Source organism: Rhodococcus sp. R1101, from assembly GCF_000278445.1.
In the GTDB taxonomy this organism is placed as follows: Bacteria; Actinomycetota; Actinomycetes; order Mycobacteriales; family Mycobacteriaceae; genus Rhodococcus; species Rhodococcus gordoniae.
This window is the reverse complement of the sequence record NZ_AJVB01000254.1, coordinates 1-5575: the sequence shown is the minus strand read 5'-3', so window position 1 is coordinate 5575 and position 5575 is coordinate 1. Positions and strand designations below refer to the sequence as shown.

The 5575-nt window shown below is 68.2% G+C and carries 5 protein-coding genes and 1 pseudogene; 4 read left to right on the top strand and 2 right to left on the bottom strand.

Annotated elements, in window-relative coordinates:
• The coding region (locus tag R1101_RS26985; RefSeq protein WP_442969888.1) for a Kae1-like domain-containing protein at positions 1-346 on the top strand (346 nt) is incomplete at its 5' end.
• Between the two features lie 24 nt (positions 347-370).
• Here R1101_RS26985 and R1101_RS0115235 read toward each other — a convergent pair.
• Entirely contained in the window at positions 371-2023 is a 1653-nt protein-coding gene (locus tag R1101_RS0115235; protein WP_016934256.1) for an Hsp70 family protein, read from the bottom strand.
• 312 nt (positions 2024-2335) lie between these two features.
• Between R1101_RS0115235 and groES the strand changes: the two genes are divergently transcribed.
• Positions 2336-2638 carry a co-chaperone GroES gene (gene groES / locus R1101_RS0115230; protein WP_006550071.1) on the top strand — a complete coding sequence of 101 codons (303 nt, stop codon included), beginning with the start codon at positions 2336-2338 and terminating at the stop codon, positions 2636-2638.
• A gap of 87 nt (positions 2639-2725) precedes the next feature.
• Positions 2726-4336, top strand: coding sequence for a chaperonin GroEL (gene groL / locus R1101_RS0115225; RefSeq protein ID WP_016934255.1), 1611 nt, complete (start codon positions 2726-2728; stop codon positions 4334-4336).
• A gap of 233 nt (positions 4337-4569) precedes the next feature.
• On the opposite strand, the gene R1101_RS0115220 is transcribed toward groL, so the two are convergent.
• The gene (locus R1101_RS0115220; RefSeq protein WP_006550073.1) at positions 4570-4863 is read right to left on the bottom strand and encodes a WhiB family transcriptional regulator; all 294 of its coding nucleotides are present in this window, start codon (positions 4861-4863) and stop codon (positions 4570-4572) included.
• A 520-nt stretch (positions 4864-5383) separates the two neighbouring features.
• Between R1101_RS0115220 and R1101_RS31040 the strand changes: the two are divergent.
• Positions 5384-5575: pseudogene (locus R1101_RS31040) on the top strand (hypothetical protein); the annotation flags it as partial.

Genomic DNA, 5575 nt, shown 5'->3' with positions numbered 1-5575 from the left:
CGCGGGCGAGCCGGTGCCGGTCGCCGATGTCGCCGCGGGTTTCCAGGAGGCGGTGGCGGACGTGCTCACCATGAAGGCGGTACGGGCCGCGCAGGATCTCGGTGTCGACACGCTCGTCCTCGGTGGTGGAGCGACAGCCAACAGCCGGCTGCGCGAACTCGCCGAGGAGCGTTGTGCCGCCGCCGGGATCACCCTGAGGGTGCCCCGGCCGAAGCTGTGCACCGACAACGGCGTCATGATCGCGTCGCTGGGTGCGCACCTCATCGCTGCGGGCGCGCAGCCCTCCTCGCTGGGAGCCGCGACGGATCCGGGTCTGTCGGTGTCGGTCTCGCAGGTGGTGGCCTGAGCCTTCCGATCGGGTCGTCCGGGCTCAGGCGGGGGCGATCTCCGAGGTACCTGCTCCTGTCGTGGTCTCCGCTGACGTGCTCTCCTCCGTGACCGACGCGATCGTCGAGGACGGCGACGCACCGGTGAGGGACGGGGCCGGCGACTCGGCCGGTGACGTGCTCGACGGTGGCGTCGGGCTCACCCCGGTCCCCGGTTCGGTGGTCTCCGGATCGGTGGGAGGCGGGCTGGGGGTTGCCGGCGGAGTGCTCGGTTCGGTAGTGACCGGGGCCGGGGTGACCGGAGCTGTCGTGTCGGGGGCCGAGGTGTCGGGTGCCGTCGTATCCGGGCTCGGCGTGGTCTCGGAATCCGGCGTCGTCGACGGCCGCGTGGTGTCGAATCCCTCCCCCGGGGACAATCCGGGTGTCGGCACCTGATCGATCGGCGTGGGCGTCACGGTGGTGCTCGGCGACTGGGGCACGGTGGGCCACGTCTCGCGGGTGGCCGGAGCGGTGTGCTCGACGGTCGGCAGCGGCCACGGGACCGTCGTCGGCGCGAGGATGTCCTCGGCGTCGCGGGACGTCACGGGTTCGGGCGGCGGGTCGTGGGACGGGATGCCCGTCTCACTCGGGCCGGCCTCCTGTGTAGGAACGGCTCCGCTGGTGAAGCGCGGCGACACCCGGGCATCGGTGCTCTCGCGGCCGGTGAAGTGCTGGGTGGCGAAACCGGCCATGATCGCGCTGAGTACCAGCAGCCCGGCGACCGCGCCGGAGACGCGCCCCGAGGATCTGTTTCCGGTGTTCGGCAGTGCGCCGACCACGGCGTATCCGGTGGAGGAGGGGGAGTCGCCCGACAGTGCCGCGCCGATCGCGGCGGCCGCTGCCGGCTCGGGGACGGTGATGATCTCGCCGTCGAAATCCGCCGAGACGGCTGCGGCGAGCGCGGGGGAGGCGGCTGCACCGCCGACGAGTGCCATCGTGTCGGGCACCGGATCGGTGCTCGAGCAGATGCGCCGAGTGAAGACTGCGGCCTCGGCCGCGAGTTCGGCGGTCAGTTCGTCCAGTTCCGCGCGGGTGAGGGTGACGGACGCGTCGGGGCCGGCCTCGGCGATGTCGATGCGGGTCGACGCCGCGGTGGCGAGAGCCTCCTGGGCGCCCTGGCACCGGGCGGCGAGCAGTTCGGGGTCGATCTGCCGACGGGTGCGCATCCGTTCGGTGGCGTTGCGGACGTGATCGAGAACACGGGTGGCCAGGGCGTCGCCGCCGACGGTCTCGGTGCGTGCGGACCGCAGCAGGGTGCCGGTCTCCCGATCGAGAATGGAGACGGTCGTGCCGGTGGCTCCCATGTCGACGAGCGCGATCGCGCCGGGTTCGCGACGGACCCCCACGGTGTAGAGGTATTCGAGTGCGGCGGTGGTCTCCGGAACGAGGCGGACCATGTGGCCCGTCCGCTCCGCAGCCATGCGGATCTCGGTCGCCTGTTCCTCGGTGCGGTATGCGACGGTGACGGTGTCGGGGGTACCCGACCCCCGGGAGGACGTGAGTGAGACGGCGTCGAAGACGAGATCGCCGAGATCGCGGCCGGGCTGGGATTCGGCGGCGAGTCTGCGGAATTCCGTTGTGGGCGCGGTTGCAGCGTCGACGCGCAGGGCCGAGCCGACGCCGGAGGCGCCGACAGAGATGCCGAGCGACGTGGGCATTGTTCACCTTCCGTGCGTGATCGACGACCAGGCGGTCGGCGCCCTACCTCAGCTGAGGTCACCGAACGATCACGCTCATCGGTTTCCGTTATTCAACCGTAACATAGCGCCGGGTTTCGTGCAGGTCGGCGTGTTTGCACCCGTTGCCCTTGAGCGCTGGCACTCGCGTGTATAGAGTGCTAGTGACACCGAGCGCCGGCCCGGCACCCGCGACGACGGGACGCGTGCGGAGTCACCGTGATGACTGAACACACCCGTGTTCGAGAACAACGATTCTCGGACCCCAATACCCCTGAAAGTGGAGGGCTCATCGTGGCGAGCGTGAACATCAAGCCGCTCGAGGACAAGATCCTCGTCCAGGCCAACGAGGCCGAGACGACGACTGCCTCCGGCCTGGTCATCCCGGACACGGCGAAGGAGAAGCCCCAGGAGGGCACCGTCGTCGCCGTCGGCCCCGGCCGCTGGGACGAAGATGGCGACAAGCGCATCCCGCTCGACGTCAAGGAAGGCGACGTCGTCATCTACAGCAAGTACGGCGGAACCGAGATCAAGTACGCCGGTGAGGAGTACCTGATCCTGTCTGCGCGCGACGTCCTGGCTGTCGTCGCCAAGTAGGCCGCTTGCATTCCGCCCCGGTGTCCCGTTTCGGACCCGGGGCGGAATACGTTGGGGAACATCCGAGTCCAGGAGTAGTCGCAGAACATGTCCAAGCAAATCGAGTTCAACGAGACCGCGCGGCGGGCTCTCGAGCGCGGCGTCGACCAGCTGGCCGACGCCGTCAAGGTGACGCTCGGCCCGCGTGGCCGGCACGTCGTGCTCGCCAAGGCCTTCGGTGGTCCCACCGTCACGAACGACGGTGTGAGCATCGCCCGGGAGATCGAGCTGGAGGATCCTTTCGAGAACCTCGGCGCCCAGCTCGTCAAGAGTGTCGCGACCAAGACCAACGACGTTGCGGGTGACGGCACCACCACCGCCACCGTTCTGGCGCAGGCACTGGTCAAGGCCGGCCTGAAGAACGTTGCCGCAGGCGCCAATCCGATCTCGCTCGGAGCCGGTATCGCCCAGGGGGCGGACAAGGTGAGCGAGGCCCTGCTCGCGGCCGCCACCCCCGTCGAGGGCAAGACCGCCATCGCGCAGGTCGCCACCGTGTCCTCGCGCGACGAGGAGATCGGCGAGATGGTCGGCGAGGCGCTGACCCGAGTCGGGAAGAACGGTGTCGTCACCGTCGAGGAATCCTCCACGCTGCACACCGAACTGGTCGTCACGGAGGGCGTGCAGTTCGACAAGGGCTTCCTCTCGCCCTACTTCATCACGGACATCGAGGCGCAGGAGGCCGTCCTCGAGGACGCACTCGTCCTGCTCTACCGCGAGAAGATCACCTCGCTTCCCGATTTCCTTCCGCTCCTCGAGAAGATCGCAGAGTCCGGTAAGCCGGTTGTGATCATCGCCGAGGACATCGAGGGTGAGCCGCTGTCGACTCTCGTGGTCAACGCGATCCGCAAGACCCTCAAGGCCGTTGCCGTCAAGGCTCCGTACTTCGGTGACCGCCGGAAGGCGTTCCTCGAGGACCTCGCCGTCGTCACCGCGGGTACGGTCATCAATTCCGATCTGGGTCTGTCCCTCAAGGAGGCCGGACTCGATCTGCTCGGTTCGGCCCGCCGCGTCGTCGTGACCAAGGACAGCACCACGATCGTCGACGGTGCCGGCACGGCCGAGGACATCGAGGCGCGTGCGGCCCAGCTGCGTCGCGAGATCGAGGCCACCGATTCCGACTGGGACCGCGAGAAGCTCGAAGAGCGCCTGGCGAAGCTCGCCGGTGGCGTCGCCGTCATCCGCGTGGGTGCGGCGACCGAGACGGATCTGAAGGAACGCAAGTTCCGCGTCGAGGACGCCGTCAACGCTGCGAAGGCGGCCATCGAGGAGGGCATCGTCCCCGGTGGCGGTTCGGCTCTCGTGCAGGCCGCGCGTTCGCTCGAAGAGCTCCAGGCCTCTCTCTCCGGTGACGCCGCGACGGGCGTCGCTGCCCTGCGTACCGCGCTCACCGCACCGCTGTACTGGATCGCCGCCAACGCGGGCGTCGACGGTGCGGTGGTCGTGAGCAAGGTGGGAGAGAGCGGACAGGGCTTCAACGCCGCGACCCTCTCGTACGGCGACCTCGTCGCAGAGGGTGTCGTCGACCCGGTGAAGGTGACGCGCTCGGCCGTCGTGAACGCCGCGTCGGTGGCGCGCATGGTGCTCACCACCGAGAGCGCCGTCGTCGACAAGCCGGAAGAAGCAGCCGAGGCCGGACACGGCCACGGACACGCCCACTGAGCGACCGGGCACGCCTACGGACCCGTCGTCCGGGTCCGTAGGCCGCACCGGACGTGAAAGCCGTTCCGGGTGGTACGAACACAGCGAGGCCCCGCAAGGAATGTTCGCATTCCCTGCGGGGCCTCCGTCGTGTCGGCGCATGCTCGCGGTCGCATCGTCGCGGTCGCATCGTCACGGTCCTGTCACCGCACGGTCACGACCGTGCGGGCGTTGTCACGGGACCGGTGACGGTCTCACACCGCAACCTTCCGCCGCCGTTGCCTCGTGTACATCTCGCGCTCGGTCTCCGACATGCCACCCCAGATCCCGTACGGTTCGGCGACGGCCAAGGCGTGGTCGCGGCAGCGTGCCAGCACGGGGCAGGTGCGGCACAGCTCCTTCGCGCGGTTCTCCCGCTGGGCCCGTGCACGACCGCGCTCACCGTCGGGGTGGAAGAACACGGAGGAGTCGACACCACGACACTTGCCGTGCATCTGCCAATCCCAGAGGTCCGCGTTGGGGCCGGGCAGTGTGTGTGGTGCAGGCATGGAGCACTCCTTTGCAGCAAGCTCGCGTGAGTGGGCGAGCGGACCGTGGACACATCGGTATTCCCGCTGTGATCCGAATCAAACAAACTCACCGTAGGATCTGTATCGATTCGTCGTCAATATTTTCGATGAGTGGGATAGTCCATAACCGGAAGGACAAGATTTAACTGCGGGAATATTTACTTTCGCCAGAAGTCGTGCGTGTGCCCCGTGAAACGGGAGCAACCGGAGGCATTATCCGCGAGGGATACGGGCCCAACGGCTCTTACTCGCTGGTAACAGAGCCTCCGGGGGTGGGTGAGGCCCTTCTTGCGCTCGGGGCGCCGCGACGGCACCCTACATGCAGCACGTATGTTTAACCCGATGTTTAACAAAATGTTCGGAAATCGCTTCTGGGGAGCGCTGCGTTCCAATAGTCGAGACTATTTGCGCTCCCGGTGAGAATTTCTCCGGCAAATGTCCGGCTCTGCCTCGGCAGGCGCCGCCTTCCGCCGGGATCCGGGAGTGCGATGATTCCGCGATGGCATCTTCCGACCCCCGGTCGCACACGACAGCGAGCACGTCCGACCGCCACGCGGTCCTGGTTGCTGCGGCCTTCGGCCCCACACCGGGGCTGCATCCGTTGCCGGCGGCCCACGGGCCGGAACAGCGCTGGTTGCGCGCTGTCGCACTGGGTGGGCAGGGACGCTATGCCGCTGCACGGGCCGAGCTC